We start from the raw sequence: 16,921 nt of genomic DNA, 5'->3' as shown, positions 1-16,921 counted from the left end.
TGTCCGCCGAGCGTTCCCGACCGACGTTCGGCGTGCTCACCATCGCCGCCCAGAGTCCTCCAAGACCCCTGTGCCAGTCTGAGCGGGTGACTCAGCAGACGCCGTTCAACGGCCGCAAGGCGGTCTTCCCGACCATCCCGCGCGGCGAGATCCTCGCGACCTTCGACACGTACCAGGAGGCGCAGGCCGCCGTCGACGTGCTGGCCCGTGCCGACTTCCCGGTGAAGCAGCTCGCGATCATCGGCAACGAGCTCAAGAGCGTCGAGCGCGTCACCGGCAAGCTCACCTGGGGGCGCGTGGCGCTGGCGGGAGCCGCCTCCGGAGCCTGGTTCGGAATCTTCCTGGGCCTGCTCCTGATCATCTTCTCCCCGACCACGCAGTTCTCGTTCCTGATCGCGGCCGTGCTGCTCGGCGCCGGTTTCGGCATGCTGTTCGGCCTCGCGTCGTACGCGGTCAACCGCCGGCGCCGCGACTTCACGTCGACGATGCAGGTCATCGCGACCAGCTACTCCGTGCTCGCCGACCCCGAGGTCGTGAACCGCGGCCGCAACCTGCTCGACGGGCAGGGCGCCGCCGCCGAGGCGCCTCAGGCGAGCTGGGCCCCGCCGCCTGCCAACGCCGGCGACCCGGTGCCCGTCCGCCCCGAGGACGACCAGCGCTGATCCACCTCGAACGCCCCCGGCTCCGGCCGGGGGCGTTCATCGTCCCCCTCCCTTGCTGGTCGAGCAGCCCCGCAGGTGCGTATCGAGACCCCGCGCCTGCGGGTGCTGCGGATCTCGAGACGCTCGCGCTGAGGGCTACTCGGTCAGCAGGAGGCGCCTCTACTTCGCCGCCGACCCCACCGGCGGCAGCACGATCTCCACGACCAGCCCGTGCGGCTCACGGTTCCGCAGCCCCACCGTGCCGCCCGCCGAGAGCACCGTCGTGTGCACGAGGGCGAGCCCGAGGCCGCTGCCGCCCGACGCGAGGGTGCGGGAGTCGTCGGGCCGCGAGAACCGGTCGAACGCCACCGGGATGAACTCGTCCGGCATGCCCGGCCCGTCGTCCGACACCGACAGGAGCAGCCGTCCGTCCTGCTGCGAGAGCGCTGCGACGACCATCCCGCCGCGGGGCAGCGCCTGGATCGCGTTCCGGACCAGGTTGTCGATCACGCGCCCGAAGTCCTGCGCCGCGACTCCGTAGAGGCGGGCGGGCTCCCGCTCGTCGATCTCGTAGTCGATCTCGACGTCCGACTCCGAGGCGAGGAGCCGGGTGCGGTCGACCGCGCCGACCAGCTCGTCGACGAGATCGGCGAAGGCGGACGTCGGTCGCACCGACCTGCTCTCGATCCGCGAGATGTCGAGCAGTGCCGAGGCGAGGCGCACGAGGCGGTCGACGCTCTTGCGCGCGTCCAGAATGACCCGATCGACCGCGGCGGCATCATCGACGCGGTGGTGCGCGATCTCGAGCTGCGCCGAGAGCGCGGCGAGGGGTGTCCGCAGCTCGTGGCTTGCATCCGACACCATCTGCTTCTCGCGGGCGAGGGAGGCGGTCTGCTTCTGCAGGAACGCGTTGAGCGTCTCGGCCAGCTCGTCGATCTCGTCCCGCGTGCCGACGACGGGCAGCTGATCACCCTGACCCGGGTCGGCCGCGATCTCGTCGGCCCGGGCGCGCATCCGCCGCACCGGAGCCAGTGCAGTGCCGGTCAGGATCCACGAGGCGAGGCCGAAGGTCACGACGAGGAAGATCGCGGCGTAGACGAGCACGTGCGCGAAGTCGTCGAGGACCAGCTGAGAGGCGGCCTGGTCGCGCGCGGTGACGACCGACCACGTCGCTCCGTCGTCGTCGACCGCGGCCACGCGGACGAGGTAGCTCGTGCTGCCCGTCGTGATGTTCGTGTAGCGGGCGGTCGCGTCGGCGCCCGTCTCGCGCAGATCGTCGACGACGGCGTCGCCGAGGGCGGTCGGCATGGTCGTCGCGCTCACCGCGCGGTCGGGGTCGAGAGCGAAGTAGAGCTGTCCGGTGGAGGAGCCCTGGGCGCGCGGCACGTTCCCCGCTGAGATGTCGCGGCGGATCTCGTCCTCGATCGAGGTCAGGATGGTGCGCTCGCTGCGCTCCACGATCCCCGACACGACCTGGTAGAAGAGGAGCGCCGCGAGAGCGAAGAGCACCGTGGCGACGGCCACGCTGCCGATCGTGATGCGCGCACGGATCGAGAGGGCGGTCTGGCGAGGGCCCGCGGGCTGCGCCGGTGCGGTCACGGCTACTCGACCGGGCGGAGGAAGTAGCCCTTGCCGCGCACCGTCACGATGCCGACTCCGGTCTCCTCCGTCGGCAGCTTCTTGCGGAGGTAGCTGACGTACTGGTCGACGATGTTGTTGTCGACGATCTCGCCGCCGCCCCAGATCTCGGACAGGATGCGCTGGCGCGTGACGACCGAGCCGACCGGGGTGATGAGGAGCTTCAGGAGCTCGAGCTCCTTCGGGCTGACGTGGATGCGGCTGCCGTCGGCGGTGCGCCTGATGCTCGAGCCGTCGACGGTGATGCGGCCGACCTCGATCGACGTCGACATCAGCGACGGGCTGCGGCGCAGCAGCGCGCGCAGCCGGGCGTTGAGCTCGGTGAACGCGAACGGCTTGGTGAGGTAGTCGTCGGCGCCCGCGTCGAGGCCGAACACCCGGTCCTCGATCGCGTCCCGGGCGGTGAGCAGCATGATCGGAGTCGACCGGCCGAGCTCGCGGATGCGGCGGCAGATCTCGAAGCCCGACATCGCAGGCAGCATCACATCGACGATGGCCGCCGAGAACTCGGCGTTCGTGAACGCGACGAGCGCGTCCACCCCGTTCGTGGTGAGCACGGCTTCGTAGCCGGCGTCGCCGAGGCCTCCCACGAGAGCTTCGCCCATGGCCGGATCGTCTTCCACGACAAGGATCTTCACGCCGATCACCCTACGGCTCGGCTCTCAGGAACGGCGGTTCCTGAGAGCGATTCGAGGGATGTTCAGGGTGGGAGCGGTGACGGCGAGGCTGTGCTCAGGCCGCCTCGGCGAGAACGAGGACTTATCTGAGGTGCATGCCGACGCCCGCGTCCGGAAGGGTGAAGCGGATGTTGAGGGACAGTGATTCGGCATTCGCGGACGGCCGGTGATTATCGAGAACCGCCTAATTATCGGGAACCCCGACGCTCCACCCGGACCCCGTCGGGTGCCCATCGATCGACGTCGCGAGGGCGGTTTTAGGGCAAAATTCAGAGGCGCCTCAAACTCCTGCCGCCACTCGCGGCGGAGTCGGGGCTGCACGCCGCATTTTCCTGGTCGTCGTCGTCGCCCGATCACCGTGCGAGCGCGGCAAATCTGCAGTCTTCGTACGGTGACGTGAGGGCGAACCGAAGGTACATTAGCGATAGGCGCTCTCAGAGTGGACGAACGGCACCCGAAGCCGACCGTGCAGACGGAGTTCACGGCGCTGTACCCAGGAGCATCGATGCTCGAACCAACCCTGAATCACCGTCTTCACACCCATCGGCCTGTCCTCGAGGCAGTCGATGGCCGTCCTCTCATCCCAGCCATCGCCGTCGGACAACGTGCATGACGCCGCACGAGCTCCGCCTATCGGCGCTGGTCACGGAGCTCCTCCTCGAGGCTCAGATCACTCCGTTCGGTGCGCAGCAGCTCTGGAAGGCGCTGGGCGTCGATCAGACCGTGGACGGCGATGCAACCGCAATGAGACGCTGACCTCTTCACCGCATCCGACTGTTCCTCCTGACGCGGAACGAACGGATCTTTGTCGTGCCGTCGACTGACCGAAACATGGACTGGCTACGCTGATCGGCATGCAGAACCCGGTCGGTCTCCTCCCCGGACGCATCCCCTCGTTGAACGGTCTGCGTGCTGTCGCGATCGTGCTGGTCGTCTGGGGCCATTCCGGTCTGCCGATTCCGGTCAAGGGATCGATCGGTGTGACCCTGTTCTTCTTCCTGAGCGGCTACCTGATCACTCACCTCATGAGAGTGGAATCAGAGCGTACCGGCCGGATCGCGCTGAAGGACTTCTACCTCCGACGCGTCTACAGGATCTTCCCTCCCCTTTACATCGTTCTGGCGGTCGTTCTCCTGCTGGTCGCTGCAGGTGCTCTGGTCGACACCATCACCGGGGCAGGTCTCGCAAGCGCCAGCACATTCTGGGCGAACTACTACATCGTCTTCCAGGGGCGCGAAGGACTCCCGCCGGCTATGAACGCACTGTGGTCGCTAGCTGTCGAGGAGCATTTCTACCTACTGTTCCCCCTGGTCTACGTGGTCCTCCGATCCGTCATGCCGAAAGCTCGGCACCAGGCGGCCCTTCTTGCCGCGGTCTGCCTGGTGATCGCCGCATGGCGGGTGTACCTGTCCTCCAGCGGTGTGTCGTGGGACAGGCTGTACCTTTCGACCGACACTCGCGCGGACGCGATTCTTTGGGGATCGGTGATGGCGATCGCCGCCAATCCCATGTACGGCGAGACCCGCATCGTGACGAGGAGACCGTGGGTAGCGCTACCGCTGCTACTGATCTCGGTTGCGATCTTCATCGGTGTGAGCAGAACCCCTGATTGGTTCGGAATGACGCTGGGGTACACCGTTCAGAGCTTGAGTCTCTTCGGGGTCTTCGTGGCTGTCATCACCGCGCCGGACGGTTGGGTGGGCCGCATGCTGAACGCGCGTCCGGTCGCGTACATCGGAGTGCTCTCCTACACGCTCTACCTGATCCATCGACCGCTCCTCGAGGTCGTCCACCCATTCGTGCCAGGAGGCGCCGGAGTGGTGCTCGCCGTGCTCGCCTCGCTTGTCTTCGCGCATTGCCTGCACCTCGTAGTGGAGAAGCCCCTGGAGCGCGTGCGCAGACGGATCAGCCACACATCGATTGCGGACCCGGCACCGGGGCCCGCCTGACGGCTCAGGATCGCGCCCAAACGGTCCGAGGCCACCTCGGCAGATCGAATCATCACCCCAGGGTTATCGATCCGTTACTGATGAGGGTTCACTCTGCGGACCTCGGCATGGCAGGGTTCGGCCATGACAGCGCACGTCAACATCTCGGCAGCGACGCCGATTCCGGTTCCTATCAGCTCCTCCCCGGCGGCATGTCCGTCCTGCGACCATCCTTTCGAGACGATGGGTCGGGTCGAGGCCCAGGTGCGGCGGGCCCTCAGGCTCTCGATTCGTCTTGCATGCTGTCGGGTACCTGTGGAGGACTATTCCGGGCTGAGCGCGCTTGACTGCGAATGCCGCCACAGCTTCCATGAGGCCTGACGCCGTCCGAAGCAGCTCGCTTCGTTGACGGAGGAAAACAGTGCCCCCAGTAGGATTCGAACCTACGCCCCTGCCTCCGGAGGGCAGTGCTCTATCCCCTGAGCTATGGGGGCCAGGAGTGCCTGACCACATTAGCACCCGGGCGGAGCCCGATCCGACGCCGGAACGTGCCGCACGACGTGCCACGATGGAGCCATGCTGCGCACCGTCTCCGCCTCGATGGACCTGCGTCTGAACGGGCCGACCGACCTGATCTTCCTCGTGGCCGCGACGGCGACGGGCGAGTCGTTCGACGACTCCTTCTCGGTCCGCCTCGACGGCGAAGAGCTTCCCGTTCGGGAGTTCCCCGCACGGCACGGCGCCCGCGTGCATCGGGTCGAGGCCAACAAGGGCGAGATGCGGGTCGAGTACCGCGCGAGCGTGACCGGCCGGGGCGCTCCCGACGAGCCGAGCGAGCTCGAGCTGGTCGAGTACCTGCGGCCCAGCCGCTACGCCGAGGCCGATGCGCTCGGCGGCATCGCGCGGCGCGAGTTCGGGCGCGCCAAGGGCTTCGAGGCGCTCACCGCGGTCGAGGCGTGGGTCAACGGGCACCTCTCGTACGTCTACGGGTCGACGGTGGCCACCGGGGGAGCGGCCCAGGTGATCGAGAGCGGGCAGGGCGTGTGCCGCGACTTCGCGCACACCTGCGCGGGGCTCCTCCGCGCGCTCGACATCCCGGCGCGCGTCACCGCCGTCTACGCCCCCGGCCTCGAGCCGCGCGACTTCCACGCCGTCACCGAGGCCTGGGTTGGTGGCGCCTGGCACGTGATCGACGCGACGCGGCTCGCTCCGCGCGGCTCGATGCTCCGGATCTCGTCGGGCCGCGACACGGCCGACACCGCGTTCCTCAGCAGCTACCTGACCGACCTCTCCCTCACGGGCATGAGCGTCGACGCCGAGTGCGACGAGGTCGTCGAGGACGACCACGTCTCGCCCGTCCGGCTGGGCTGAGCTCAGCCGGCGATCGCGGCGACCGCCGCGCGGACGAGCGGCTCCGGATCGCCCGGCTCGATGAACGAGGCGCTCGAGGTCTCGATCCAGTGCTCGTCGAGCAGCACATCCGCCACTCCGCGGCCGGACGCGACCTCGTAGTAGCCCTCGACCGCGGGCGGCTTGCCGTAGGTCGGGACCGCGTTGCTCGTGCGGAAGAACTCGTTCTTGAGCGCTTCGATGAGCGACACGTCGAGGTGCGCCACGGCCACCTGGAAGTCCGCCCCCGCATCGTCGGACCATCCGCAGACCAGACCGTCGTAGCCCGCGATCTCGTTCGAGACGTCCGTCCGCTCGACGGAGTCGTCGGGCGCGAATCCTGACCAGAGACCGGTGAGGGCCGAGGAGGGCACGAGCTCCTCGCAGGTCAGGGGCACCGGGGTGCCGCTGATCGCGGTCGAGGCGCTCGGCGCGGGCTCGGGCGCTCCCGAGCAGCCCGCCAGGACGCCGACGGCGGCGACGAGGAGGAGGGCGGCGGGGCGGCGCATGCGTCGCACCCTAGCAAGCGCTCGCCGGGCCGGGCCGGGGGCGCCCCGTGGGCCCGGGACCCGGCCGGTAGAATCGACCCCCGTGACTCCCGAACAGCTCGCCGCCTCCCTGCACGCCCTCGTCCTCGACGCCGTGCAGCGACGAGGGAGCGACGCCGAGGTCGCCCTCTCGGACGTCGTCCTCGAGCGCCCGAAGAACCGCGACCACGGCGACTGGGCGTCGAACATCGCGATGAAGCTCGCGAAGAAGGTCGGGGCGAACCCGCGCGAGCTCGCCGCCGAACTGGCCGAGGGCCTCGGAGCCGTCGACGGCGTCGCCACCGTCGAGGTCGCCGGACCGGGCTTCCTCAACGTGCGGCTCGACGCCGCTGCCGCCGGTGCCCTCGCCGGCGTCATCGTCGACGCCGCGGAGTCCTACGGCACCGGCTCCCTCTACTCCGGCGTGAAGATGAACCTCGAGTTCGTCTCGGCGAACCCCACCGGCCCGATCCACATCGGCGGCACCCGCTGGGCCGCGGTGGGCGACAGCCTCGCCCGCGTCCTGCTCGCGCAGGGCGCGGAGGTGACCCGCGAGTACTACTTCAACGACCACGGAGCGCAGATCGACCGCTTCACCCGCAGCCTCCTCGCCGCGCACCGCGGAGAGCCCACTCCCGAGGACGGCTACGGCGGCGCATACATCGCCGACATCGCCGACCGCGTGGTCGCCGCCTACCCGGGGGACCTCTCGGTCCTGCCCGAGGAGGAGCTGCACGAGACGTTCCGCTCCATCGGCGTCGAGCTGATGTTCGGCGAGATCAAGCAGAGCCTGCACGAGTTCGGCGTCGACTTCGACGTCTACTTCCACGAGAACTCCCTGCACGAGTCGCGTGCCGTCGAGCGCGCGATCGAGCGGCTGCGCGGCCTCGGCCACATCTACGAGGCCGACGGAGCGACGTGGCTGCGCACCACGGACTTCGGCGACGACCGCGACCGGGTCATCATCAAGAGCGACGGCGAGGCGGCCTACATCGCCGGTGACCTCGCGTACTACCTCGACAAGCGCGAGCGCGGCTTCGACCGGGCGATCATCATGCTGGGCGCCGACCACCACGGCTACATCGGCCGCATGATGGCGATGTGCGCGGCCTTCGGCGACACTCCGGGGGTCAACCTCGAGATCCTGATCGGCCAGCTCGTCAACCTGCTGCGCGAGGGTCAGGCGATGCGGATGTCCAAGCGCGCGGGCACGGTCGTCACGATGGAGGACCTCGTCGAGGCCGTCGGCGTCGATGCCGCGCGCTACTCGCTCGTGCGCTCCTCCGCCGACTCGACGCTCGACATCGACCTCGATCTGCTGACCAAGCGGAGCAACGACAACCCCGTCTACTACGTGCAGTACGCCCACGCGCGCACCCGCCAGGTCGCCGCGAAGGCGGAGGCGTCCGGAGTGCCGCGCGAGCCCTTCTCTCCCGAGACGCTGGTGCACGCGACCGAGTCGGCCCTGCTCGGCGGCCTGCAGGAGTTCCCGCGGATCGTCGCGCACGCCGCAGAGCTGCGGGAGCCCCACCGCATCGCCCGCTACCTCGAGGAGATCGCAGGGCTCTACCACCGCTGGTACGACAACTGCCGCGTGGTGCCCCAGGGCGAGGACCCGATCGAGGCCGTGCACTCGACGCGGCTGCGCCTGAACGAGGCCACGGGCCAGGTCCTGCGCAATGGGCTCTCGCTGCTGGGCGTCACCGCTCCGGACCGCATGTGAGCGCCTCGGAGAGCCCCCGCCGACGACGTCGGGGACTCCTCGCCGTCGTGGTCGTGGCCGTCGTGCTCGTGCTGCTCGTCGTCGCGGCGGTCGTGGGCGACGCGCTCGCCCGCCGCGCGGTCGCCGACACCGCGGCGGCGAGCGTCCGCGATGCGCTGTCGCTGCCGGCCGACCACCCGGTCGAGGTCCACGTCGCCGGATGGGCGGTGCTGCCGCAGCTCGTCTCCGGGACGCTCGACCGCCTCGACGTCCGCAGCGACGACGTCGCCTTCGGCGAGCTGAACGGCGACATCGACGTGACCCTCGAGGGCGTCCCCGCGAGCGGGACCGGCGCCCTCGACTCCGGCACCGCGACCGTCGCCCTCGATCCCGCCTCCGTCACCTCCCTCGTCTCCGCGCGCAGCGAGGTGCCGATCGACTCCGTGACCCTCGACGCACCGCTCGTTCGCGTGAACACCTCGGTCGAGGTGCTCGGACTCTCGCTGGCGGCCGGAGTGGGCATCGAGCTCGGCGCGGCGGACGGGGCGATCGAGCTCACTCCGTCCGAGGTGACCGTCGCGGGCACCACGCTGACCGCCGCCGATGTCGAGCAGCGTTTCGGGGGAGTGGCCGACGGCCTCCTCGGCCCTCGCTCCGTCTGCATCGCCGACTCCGTCCCGCAGGGGCTCACCCTCACGGGCGTGCAGGTCGCTGCGGAGTCGTTGAACGCCGACTTCGCGCTCGCTCCGACCTTCCTCAGCGACCCGGAGCAGCAGGAGAACGGCGTCTGCCCCTGAGCGGACGGCCCGGTCGCACTCGGGCGGGCGCACCCGCCCGGTAGGATCGGAGCCCTGTGCCCGCGTCTCCTGCGGGCGAACACCGACAGCACTCAACGAACTTGCTGGCTTCAGGGGTCAATCCGGACTCGCTCGCCACGCAGTGACGCTCCCACTCTCTCCTGTGAGGTCTCACCCGTGGAAAACGACGACGCGCACGTCCGTGCCCCGCGTCATCCGCTCGCGCCCGAGTGGCTCGAGCAGCCGGACGATGCGAACGCGCTCGCGCCGGCGGTCTGGTCCGACAACGCGCGGCGCCGCTTGGACGGTGTCCTCGAGGTCGCGGGAGTCACGGCCGATCGGCTCGCCGAGGAGTTCGGCACGCCCCTCTACGTCGTCGACGAGGCCGACGCCCGCCGTCGAGCGGTGCGGACCCGCGAGGCCTTCGAGCGCGAGCTCGGCCGCATCGGCACCGACGTCACGGTCTACTACGCGGGCAAGGCCTTCCTCTCGACCGAGGTCGCGCGCTGGATGCGCGAGGAGGGCCTGAACATCGACGCCTGCAGCGTCGGCGAGTTCGCCGTCGCGCAGGCCGCGGGTGTCGACCCCGCGCGCATGGGTCTCCACGGGAACAACAAGTCCGTCGCCGACATCGACCGCGTGGTCGCGGCGGCCATCGGCACGATCGTCATCGATAGCCTCATCGAGATCGAGCGCATCGCTGCGGCGGCAGAGCGGCACGGCCGGGTGCAGAACGTGCGCCTCCGGGTGAACAGCGGCGTCCACGCGCACACCCACGAGTTCCTCGCCACCGCGCACGAGGACCAGAAGTTCGGCATCTCGCTCGCCGACTGCCCCGCCGTCGTCGCCCGCATCCGGGCGCACGCGAGCCTGCGCTTCCTGGGCCTGCACTGCCACATCGGCTCGCAGATCTTCGGCTCCGCCGGGTTCGCCGAGTCGGCCTCGCGGCTCCTCGAGGTGCACGCGGCGCTGCTCGCCGACGGTCCCGTGCCGGAGCTGAACCTGGGCGGCGGCTTCGGCATCGCCTACACGAGCGCCGACGATCCCACCCCCATCGAGGAGATCGCCGCCGCCATCGCCGACGCGGTGGCCGAGCAGTGCGCGACCCGCGGCATCCCCGTGCCGCACATCGCGATCGAGCCCGGCCGCTCGCTGATCGGACCCGCAGGCCTCACCCTCTACGAGGTCGGCACCATCAAGGACGTCGTCGTCGGCGGCGAGCACTCCACGAGCGTCCGCCGCTACGTCAGCATCGACGGCGGGATGAGCGACAACGCCCGCCCCGCGCTCTACGGTGCCGACTACTCCGCCCGCCTGGCGAACCGCGCCTCCGACGCCGAGCCCGCGCTGGTGCGCGTGGCCGGCAAGCACTGCGAGTCGGGCGACATCGTCGTGCACGACGAGTACCTGCCGGCCGACGTGCACCCCGGCGACCTGCTCGCCGTCGCCGCGACCGGCGCCTACTGCTGGTCGCTCTCGAGCAACTACAACTACCTCGGCCGCCCTCCCGTCGTCGCCGTGCGCGACGGGGAGGCCCGCGTCATCGTGCGCGGCGAGACCGAGGAGGACCTCCTCCGCCGCGATGCCGGCATCGAACGAAAGGCCACCACCCGATGATCGAGTACCGCAGCCTGCGGGTCGCCCTCCTGGGTGCCGGGTCCGTCGGTGCCCAGGTCGCGCGCCTCCTCCTCGACCACGGCGACGAGCTCGCCCAGCGCGTGGGCGCTCCGCTGGAGCTCGCCGGAGTGGCCGTGCGCGACCTCGACGCACCCCGCACCGCCGATATCCCCCGCGAGTACCTGACGACCGACGCCGAAGCGCTCATCCTCGGTGCCGACATCGTCGTCGAGCTGATGGGCGGCCTCGAGCCCGCGCGCAGCTACATCCTCAAGGCGATCTCGTCCGGAGCCGACGTGATCACCGCCAACAAGGCGCTGCTCGCCGCGCACGGCAACGAGCTCTTCGAGGCGGCCGACCAGGTGGGCGCCCAGCTCAACTACGAGGCGGCCGTCGGCGGCGCGATCCCGATCATCCGGCCGTTGCGAGACAGCCTGGCCGGAGACCGCGTCCACCGCATCCTCGGCATCGTCAACGGCACGACGAACTACATCCTCGACCGGATGGACACCGAGCACGCCACGCTCGAGGAGTCGCTGGCGCGCGCCACCGAGCTCGGCTACGCGGAGGCCGACCCCACCGCGGACATCGAGGGCTACGACGCCGCGCAGAAGGCGGCGATCCTCGCGCGCCTCGCCTTCCACACCGACGTGCCGGTCACGATGGTGCACCGCGAGGGCATCACCGGGATCACGAAGCAGCAGGTCGATCAGGCGCGCGACTCCGGCTACGTCGTCAAGCTGCTCGCCATCTGCGAGCGCCTCATCGATGCGAAGACGGGGGAGGAGGGCGTCTCGGCCCGCGTCTACCCGGCGCTCGTGCACCGCTCGCACCCCCTCGCCGCCGTCCACGGCGCGAACAACGCCGTCTTCGTCGAGGCCGAGGCCGCGGGCAGCCTGATGTTCTACGGAGCCGGAGCCGGCGGCATCGAGACCGCCTCGGCCGTCCTCGGCGACGTCGTCTCGGCCGCGCGCCGCCACGTCGTCGGCGGCCCTGGGCTGGTCACGAGTGCGAGCTCGGGGCTGCCCGTCCTCCCCATCGGGCACGTCACGACGCGCTACCAGGTGACGCTCGAGGTGCTCGACCGCCCCGGAGTGCTCGCCCAGATCGCCGGCGTGTTCGCCGACCACGGGGTGTCGGTCGAGACCCTCGTGCAGACCCCGCCCACGAGCGACCCGCTCGAGGAGGCGCCGGCCGGTGCGGAGCGCATCGAGCCGACCGCTACCCTGGTCATCGGCACGCACGCGGCGGCAGAGTCCGATCTCGCGGCCACCGTCACCGCGCTGCAGTCCCACGGGTTCGTCGGCGCCGTGACGTCAGTTCTACGAGTTGAAGGAGCCTGAGATGGCGAAGCAGTGGCGCGGAGTCCTGCACGAGTACGCGGACCGCCTCGATGTGACCGAGGCGACCCCCGTCATCACGCTCGGCGAGGGCGGCACGCCCCTCATCCCGGCAGCGGCTCTCTCGGCTCGCACGGGCGCGAAGGTCTGGGTCAAGTACGAGGGCATGAACCCTACCGGCTCCTTCAAGGACCGCGGCATGACCATGGCGATCTCGAAGGCCGTCGAGCACGGTGCGAAGGCCGTCATCTGCGCCTCGACCGGCAACACGTCCGCCTCCGCGGCCGCGTACGCGACCCACGCCGGCATCACCGCCGCGGTGCTCGTGCCCGAGGGCAAGATCGCGCTCGGCAAGCTCAGCCAGGCGATCGCGCACAACGCGCAGCTGCTCCAGGTGCAGGGCAACTTCGACGACTGCCTCGACATCGCGCGCGACCTCGCGAAGAACTACCCCGTGCACCTGGTCAACTCGGTGAACCCCGACCGCATCGCCGGTCAGAAGACCGCCGCGTACGAGGTCGTCGAGGTCCTGGGCGACGCGCCCGACTTCCACATCGTCCCCGTCGGCAACGCGGGCAACTACACCGCGTACTTCCGCGGCTACTCCGAGGAGCTCGAGCGCGGCGAGGCGACGAAGCTGCCCCGCATGTTCGGCTTCCAGGCCGAGGGCTCCGCGCCGATCGTGCACGGCGCGCCCGTGCGCCACCCCGAGACCATCGCCAGCGCGATCCGCATCGGCAACCCGGCCTCGTGGGAGCTCGCGTTGAACGCGCGCAGCGTCAGCGACGGCTACTTCGGCGCCATCAGCGACGAGAAGATCCTCGAGGCCTACCGCCTGCTCGCGGGCGAGGTCGGGATCTTCGTCGAGCCGGCCTCCGCCATCAGCGTCGCGGGCCTCCTCGAGCGCGCCGAGGCCGGCGCGATCCCGAAGGACGCGACCGTCGTCCTCACCGTCACGGGCCACGGACTCAAGGACCCGCAGTGGGCCCTCCGCACCGCCGACGGCTCCGACATCACTCCGACCGTCGTGCCGGTGGACACCGCCGCGATCGCGGACGTGCTGGGGCTGGCCGGCGCATGACCTCGGCGGTTCCCGTCGGCCGCACCGTCCACGTCAAGGTCCCGGCGACCTCCGCGAACCTGGGGCCGGGCTTCGACACGCTCGGGCTGGCGCTCTCGTCGTACGACGAGCTCGACGTGACGGCGGTCTCCGCCACCGGCGCGCGGGTGACCGTGCACGGTGTCGGCGAGGGGGAGGTCCCGACCGACGAGACCAACCTCGTGGTGCAGGCGATCGCCTACACGTTCAAGGACCAGCAGCAGGAGATGCCCGGCATCGATGTGACGGCGCGGAACATCATCCCGCACGGTCGCGGGATGGGCTCCTCGGGCGCCGCGATCGTCTCGGGCATCATGGCCGCCAAGGGCCTGCTCGACGGTGTCGTCGAGCTCGACGCCGACGACCTCCTCCGTATCGCGACCGAGATGGAGGGGCACCCCGACAACGTCGCGCCCGCCCTCTTCGGCGGTCTGACGATCGCGTGGGTCGAGCCCTCGGGCGCGGACGACGCCCCGCTGCGGCCGCGCTCGAAGCGACTCATGGTGCACCGCGGAGTGTCGCCCGTCGTCTTCGTGCCCGAGCACCAGATGTCGACCCGGCTCGCCCGCAGCCTGCAGCCGCAGAGCGTGCCGCACGAGGACGCGGTCTTCAACGTGTCGCGCTCGTCGCTCCTGATCGCCGCGCTGATCCAGAGCCCCGAGCTGCTGTTCGCGGCCACCGAGGACAAGCTGCACCAGAACTACCGCGCCGCCGCGATGCCGCAGACGTCCGAGCTCATCGCGCTCCTCCGCTCGCACGGCTACGCCGCCGTCGTCTCGGGTGCAGGCCCGAGCGTCCTCGTGCTCTGCAGCGACCCCGCGCAGCGCCTCGAGGCGGCCGAACTGGTCGAGAAGGAGGCGCACTCGCCGTGGCGCGCCCACATGCTGGCCGTCGACTTCAAGGGTGCTACAGTGGGCATTGCATCCCGAGGAACCGCGTAACGAGCGGAATCTGTCCGAGGGATCGTCCCGATAATCACGGCCATCACATCGTGTGAAGGGCGTCCTCCTGCTTCTCTTGCAGTTGAGCGTCCGGTCGATCGTGCCCCCTCTGCGAGTACCGAGGGGGGTTCGCGCGTTCGACCGAGAGCATCGCGTGGATCAGAACACGCGATGGAACCGCACGGTCGATGAGCTCTCCCGGTGAGCAGTCGTTCCCGGGGGGAAGGAACCCTCTCCAGTGACAGATGTCAACACCCACGGCTCCACCGTGGAACTCAATGCCGACCTGTCGGCACTCCGCGTCGCGGAGCTCCAGGCGCTCGCCACGAGCCTCGGTCTCGGCGGAGCCTCCAAGCTCCGCAAGGGCGAGCTCGTCCAGGCGATCACCGACCTCCGCGCCGCCGCGGCGGCCGATGAGCCCGTCGTCGACGCCGCCAGCGTCGAGGCCGAGCCCGCCGACCTGGCCGAGCAGGCCGCTCCGGTCGTCGAGGCCCCGGCCGAGCTCGAGCCGCCCGTCGAGAGCACCGAGGCCGACACGGCCGACGTGCTCGAGCAGGCCGCTCCCACCGCCGACGAGGCGCCGGCGCCCGTCGTCGAGTCGGCTCCGGTCGAGATCGAGCTGCCCGCGGCCGCCGAGCCGGTCGCCGAGCCCGCCGAGCGCACCCCTCGCCGCCGCAGCTCGCGTCGCGCGTCCAGCGGCACGGTCGCCGCGGGCGAGCACCTGAACATCCCCGGCGGCACCGGCGTCGAGTCACTCATCCCGGACCTCCCCGTGATCGAGCCGGCCACCGAGGCCGAGCAGGCCGCGAAGCCGGTCATCGAGATCGAGCTCCCCAACGGGCCCGAGTCCGACGACTCGAACCGCGAGGGCGGTCAGCGCGAGCGTCGCGGCCGTCGCCGCAGCCGCGGTGGCAGCGCCGACCAGAACGAGCAGCCGGAGCAGTCCGACGCCGCCGAGTCGTCCTCCGACGAATCGACCGACGTGCAGGGCGACTCCGATCAGAACCAGGGCGACCAGCAGAACGGCGACCAGCAGGGCACCGGCCGCGGCCGCAACCGCCGCAACCGCAACCGCAACCGCGGCGAGGACCGCCAGGGCGCCGACCAGCAGGGCCAGAACGGCCAGAACGGCCAGGGCGGCAACCAGCCGCAGAACGGCGGCCAGGGCAACCAGGCCGCTCCCGCGCAGTCGAACGGCCCGGCCCAGAACTCGCAGAACGGCCAGCAGGCCGAGGGCGAGGACGGCCGCCGCAGCCGCTACCGCGACCGCAAGCGCCGCGGCACCACCGTCGGAGACGACTTCGAGCCCGAGATCGGCGAGGACGACGTCCTCATCCCCGTCGCCGGCATCCTCGACGTGCTCGACAACTACGCCTTCGTGCGCACGACCGGCTACCTGCCCGGTGTCAGCGACGTCTACGTCTCGCTCGGCCAGGTCAAGAAGTACAACCTGCGCAAGGGCGACGCGGTCGTCGGCGCCATCCGCCAGCCCCGCGAGGGCGAGGGCGGCGGCCGCCAGAAGTACAACGCGATCGTCCGCGTCGACTCGATCAACGGCCAGACCGTCGAGGAGGCCGCCGCGCGCGTCGAGTTCCAGAAGCTCACGCCGCTGTACCCGACCGAGCGCCTGCGCCTCGAGACCGAGCCGGGCAAGCTGACCCAGCGGATCATCGACCTCGTCGCTCCGATCGGCAAGGGACAGCGCGGCCTGATCGTCGCGCCGCCCAAGGCCGGCAAGACCATCGTCCTGCAGCAGATCGCCAACGCGATCGTGCAGAACAACCCCGAGGTGCACCTCATGGTCGTCCTGGTCGACGAGCGTCCGGAGGAGGTCACCGACATGCAGCGCACCGTGCGCGGCGAGGTCGTCGCCTCCACCTTCGACCGCCCGGCCGAGGACCACACGACCGTCGCCGAGCTCGCCATCGAGCGTGCGAAGCGCCTCGTCGAGCTGGGCCACGACGTCGTCGTGCTGCTCGACTCGATCACCCGCCTCGGCCGTGCCTACAACGTCACCGCGCCGCCCTCGGGCCGCGTGCTCTCGGGTGGTGTCGACGCCTCGGCGCTGTACCCGCCCAAGAAGTTCTTCGGCGCGGCGCGCAACATCGAGAACGGCGGCTCGCTCACCATCCTCGCCACCGCGCTCATCGAGACCGGATCCAAGATGGACGAGGTGATCTTCGAGGAGTTCAAGGGCACCGGCAACATGGAGCTCCGCCTCTCGCGCCACCTCGCCGACAAGCGGATCTTCCCGGCGGTCGACGTCAACGCGTCGGGCACCCGCCGCGAGGAGATGCTGCTCAGCCAGGACGAGGTCAAGATCACCTGGAAGCTGCGTCGCGCCCTCGCCGGCCTCGACCAGCAGCAGGCGCTCGAGATCATCCTGTCCCGCCTGAAGGAGACGTCCTCGAACGTCGAGTTCCTGATGCAGGTCTCGAAGTCCGCCGTCGGCCCGACCACCGCCGGTCACGGCAACGGCCACCACTAGCGCCCCGACGTCCGCGGTCGCCCCCACCCCGGGGCGGCCGCGGACGTTTTCGCGTCCCCGGGGGCGTGTCGGCACGTCCGCCGAAACGGACGTACCGACACCGTTCCTGCTGGTCGAGTAGCCGCCGAAGGCGGCGT

General features: G+C 70.3%; 14 protein-coding genes and 1 tRNA gene. 11 read left to right on the top strand and 4 right to left on the bottom strand.

What is annotated here, in order from left to right:
- Positions 1 to 86: 86 nt before the first annotated feature.
- Positions 87 to 662, top strand: a complete 576-nt coding sequence (locus IOC53_RS03495; protein ID WP_307786055.1) for a general stress protein — start codon at positions 87 to 89, stop codon at positions 660 to 662.
- Positions 663 to 821: 159 nt separating this feature from the next.
- Here IOC53_RS03495 and IOC53_RS18760 read toward each other — a convergent pair whose 3' ends face one another.
- Entirely contained in the window at positions 822 to 2,240 is a 1,419-nt protein-coding gene (locus tag IOC53_RS18760; RefSeq protein WP_207403002.1) for a HAMP domain-containing sensor histidine kinase, read from the bottom strand.
- 2 nt (positions 2,241 to 2,242) lie between these two features.
- Positions 2,243 to 2,902, bottom strand: coding sequence for a response regulator transcription factor (locus tag IOC53_RS19405; RefSeq protein WP_307786057.1), 660 nt, complete (start codon positions 2,900 to 2,902; stop codon positions 2,243 to 2,245).
- 663 nt (positions 2,903 to 3,565) lie between these two features.
- Here IOC53_RS19405 and IOC53_RS03480 point away from each other — a divergent pair.
- The gene (locus tag IOC53_RS03480) at positions 3,566 to 3,712 is read left to right on the top strand and encodes a hypothetical protein (RefSeq protein ID WP_207403000.1); all 147 of its coding nucleotides are present in this window, start codon (positions 3,566 to 3,568) and stop codon (positions 3,710 to 3,712) included.
- 98 nt (positions 3,713 to 3,810) lie between these two features.
- Positions 3,811 to 4,905 carry an acyltransferase gene (locus tag IOC53_RS03475; RefSeq protein WP_207402999.1) on the top strand — a complete coding sequence of 365 codons (1,095 nt, stop codon included), beginning with the start codon at positions 3,811 to 3,813 and terminating at the stop codon, positions 4,903 to 4,905.
- 401 nt (positions 4,906 to 5,306) lie between these two features.
- Here the strand turns inward: IOC53_RS03475 and IOC53_RS03470 are convergent.
- A tRNA-Arg gene (locus IOC53_RS03470) sits at positions 5,307 to 5,378 on the bottom strand.
- Between the two features lie 82 nt (positions 5,379 to 5,460).
- Here IOC53_RS03470 and IOC53_RS03465 point away from each other — a divergent pair.
- On the top strand, positions 5,461 to 6,255 hold the full coding sequence (locus IOC53_RS03465; protein ID WP_207402998.1) for a transglutaminase family protein: 795 nt from the start codon (positions 5,461 to 5,463) through the stop codon (positions 6,253 to 6,255).
- Between the two features lie 2 nt (positions 6,256 to 6,257).
- Here the strand turns inward: IOC53_RS03465 and IOC53_RS03460 are convergent, their stop codons facing one another.
- A complete protein-coding gene (locus tag IOC53_RS03460) occupies positions 6,258 to 6,782 on the bottom strand; it encodes a hypothetical protein (protein ID WP_207402997.1) in 525 nt (174 codons plus the stop codon).
- An 82-nt stretch (positions 6,783 to 6,864) separates the two neighbouring features.
- On the opposite strand from IOC53_RS03460, the gene argS reads away from it, so the two are divergent.
- From argS to rho, 7 genes are all read left to right on the top strand, one after another.
- Positions 6,865 to 8,523 carry an arginine--tRNA ligase gene (gene argS, locus IOC53_RS03455; RefSeq protein ID WP_207402996.1) on the top strand — a complete coding sequence of 553 codons (1,659 nt, stop codon included), beginning with the start codon at positions 6,865 to 6,867 and terminating at the stop codon, positions 8,521 to 8,523.
- Complete coding sequence (locus IOC53_RS03450) at positions 8,520 to 9,299, top strand: DUF2993 domain-containing protein (protein WP_207402995.1); 780 nt, start codon at positions 8,520 to 8,522, stop codon at positions 9,297 to 9,299. Before argS ends, IOC53_RS03450 begins: the two co-directional genes overlap by 4 nt.
- A gap of 177 nt (positions 9,300 to 9,476) precedes the next feature.
- Positions 9,477 to 10,916, top strand: coding sequence for a diaminopimelate decarboxylase (gene lysA, locus IOC53_RS03445; protein WP_207402994.1), 1,440 nt, complete (start codon positions 9,477 to 9,479; stop codon positions 10,914 to 10,916).
- Positions 10,913 to 12,259, top strand: a complete 1,347-nt coding sequence (locus tag IOC53_RS03440) for a homoserine dehydrogenase (protein WP_207402993.1) — start codon at positions 10,913 to 10,915, stop codon at positions 12,257 to 12,259. The genes lysA and IOC53_RS03440 overlap by 4 nt, the downstream gene beginning before the upstream one ends.
- 1 nt (position 12,260) lies before the next feature.
- Positions 12,261 to 13,337, top strand: coding sequence for a threonine synthase (gene thrC, locus IOC53_RS03435; RefSeq protein ID WP_207402992.1), 1,077 nt, complete (start codon positions 12,261 to 12,263; stop codon positions 13,335 to 13,337).
- Positions 13,334 to 14,296, top strand: a complete 963-nt coding sequence (gene thrB, locus IOC53_RS03430) for a homoserine kinase (protein ID WP_207402991.1) — start codon at positions 13,334 to 13,336, stop codon at positions 14,294 to 14,296. The genes thrC and thrB overlap by 4 nt, the downstream gene beginning before the upstream one ends.
- Before the next feature lie 238 nt (positions 14,297 to 14,534).
- Positions 14,535 to 16,784: a transcription termination factor Rho gene (gene rho, locus IOC53_RS03425; RefSeq protein ID WP_207402990.1), complete on the top strand. Its 2,250-nt coding sequence runs from the start codon at positions 14,535 to 14,537 to the stop codon at positions 16,782 to 16,784.
- The last annotated feature ends 137 nt before the right edge of the window (positions 16,785 to 16,921 follow it).

The organism is Rathayibacter sp. SD072, from assembly GCF_017355185.1.
Classification (GTDB): Bacteria; Actinomycetota; Actinomycetes; order Actinomycetales; family Microbacteriaceae; genus Rathayibacter.
This window is presented reverse-complemented; position numbering and strand designations above follow the sequence as displayed.

What these genes read in the sequence shown, in the direction of transcription:
- IOC53_RS03465 (WP_207402998.1), top strand. Translation starts at nt 5,461, where the DNA reads ATGCTGCGCACCGTCTCCGCCTCGATGGACCTGCGTCTGAACGGGCCG.
- thrC (WP_207402992.1), top strand. Translation starts at nt 12,261, where the DNA reads ATGGCGAAGCAGTGGCGCGGAGTCCTGCACGAGTACGCGGACCGCCTC.
- thrB (WP_207402991.1), top strand. Translation starts at nt 13,334, where the DNA reads ATGACCTCGGCGGTTCCCGTCGGCCGCACCGTCCACGTCAAGGTCCCG.
- IOC53_RS03440 (WP_207402993.1), top strand. Translation starts at nt 10,913, where the DNA reads ATGATCGAGTACCGCAGCCTGCGGGTCGCCCTCCTGGGTGCCGGGTCC.
- IOC53_RS03480 (WP_207403000.1), top strand. Translation starts at nt 3,566, where the DNA reads ATGACGCCGCACGAGCTCCGCCTATCGGCGCTGGTCACGGAGCTCCTC.
- IOC53_RS03475 (WP_207402999.1), top strand. Translation starts at nt 3,811, where the DNA reads ATGCAGAACCCGGTCGGTCTCCTCCCCGGACGCATCCCCTCGTTGAAC.
- IOC53_RS03460 (WP_207402997.1), bottom strand. Translation starts at nt 6,782, where the DNA reads ATGCGCCGCCCCGCCGCCCTCCTCCTCGTCGCCGCCGTCGGCGTCCTG.